The organism is Paeniglutamicibacter sp., assembly GCF_046714615.1.
Classification (GTDB): Bacteria; Actinomycetota; Actinomycetes; order Actinomycetales; family Micrococcaceae; genus Paeniglutamicibacter.
In genome coordinates this window covers 1-1,283 of the sequence record NZ_JBKKAP010000048.1, presented here as the reverse complement: position 1 = coordinate 1,283, position 1,283 = coordinate 1, and the positions used below count along the sequence as shown (strand labels likewise).

The window sequence follows — 1,283 nt, the reverse complement described above, 5'->3', positions numbered from 1 at the left end:
TGACCCAAACCACCTCACCCGCCCCGGCGTATACCCCGACGTTGTGCCCGCGGCCGAGGGCCGCGGGCACTCCGTTTTTTCGGGGCACTCGAACGGTTCGCCCCTTGGCCTGGCCGTTCTCGCGGCGGCGTAGACACCCCACCACCAGCTCCTTTCCCAAACTTCTTCAACCTGGCCCCCAAAAGTCGGGCTCACGGCACCGGCAGCCTATAAGTTGGAAGCAGCACCGCGGCCCCCTGATTGGACCCCGCCCCCGGCCGTGCGGGAATAATCCGCAAGTTACATGCGTTTGCATACATGTCAACGATCCTCCAATTGGACCCCCGAAAGGAATCAAAAAATGCAGAGGTTTGAAAGTAAAGCAGTCATCATCACCGGCGCCGGATCTGGCCTGGGTCGCGCGGCAGCCGTCCAGATCGCCAAGGAAATGGGCAAGCTGACCCTGGTCGACGTGAACCCCGCAGGACTGCAGGAAACCGAGCAGGAGATCCGGCAAGTTGCACCCGATGCCGAGGTGCTCCTGCTGACGGCAAACGTCGCCAATGAGTCCGAGGTCCAGAACTACGTCGCGGAAACCGTCACGCGCTTCGGGACGATCGACGGCTTCTTCAACAACGCCGGCATCGAAGGCAAGCAGAACCCGACCGAGGACTTCGGTTCGGACGAGTTTGGCAAGGTTCTCGACATCAACCTCAAGGGTGTTTTCTTCGGCCTAAAGCATGTCCTGAAGGTCATGCGTGAGCAAGGTTCCGGCTCCGTCGTCAACACCGCATCCGTCGGCGGAATCCGTGGCGTGGGCAACCAGTCCGGCTACGCCGCCGCGAAGCACGGCGTCGTAGGCCTCACCCGCAACTCCGCCATCGAGTACGGACAATACGGCATCCAAATCAACGCCATCGCACCGGGCGCCATCATGACGCCCATGGTTGAGGGTTCGCTCAAGCAGATCGATCCCGAAAACTGGGAAAAGGTCGGCCAGGCATTCGTCGAGCCCAACCCGATGAAGCGCTTCGGCAAGCCGGAAGAAGTGGCCCAACTTGTAGCTTTCCTCCTCTCCGGCGACTCCGGGTTCATCAACGCGGCGGTCATCCCGATCGACGGCGGGCAGTCCTACAAGTACTAGGTTCCGCCACTGAAAGCGGGCCCCGCGGCACTTGGGCAGATTCTAACGGTCGTTGCAACACCCCAGATCTTTGGGAGTTGCAACGACCGTGTCGTCTTTAACGAAGAAATCACCAACCAACAAGAATCCTTCAGGCCCCCGGAAGTACTCCTCCGAGGAT

At 60.6% G+C, this 1,283-nt stretch carries 1 protein-coding gene; it reads left to right on the top strand.

Annotated elements, in window-relative coordinates; genetic code table 11:
• Positions 1-340: 340 nt before the first annotated feature.
• A complete protein-coding gene (locus ACLQ7E_RS05645; protein WP_411731593.1) occupies positions 341-1,123 on the top strand; it encodes an SDR family oxidoreductase in 783 nt (260 codons plus the stop codon).
• Positions 1,124-1,283: the final 160 nt, after the last annotated feature.

Bases quoted from the DNA above. Each gene is read 5' to 3' on its own strand.
- ACLQ7E_RS05645 (WP_411731593.1), top strand. From the start codon at position 341: ATGCAGAGGTTTGAAAGTAAAGCAGTCATCATCACCGGCGCCGGATCT.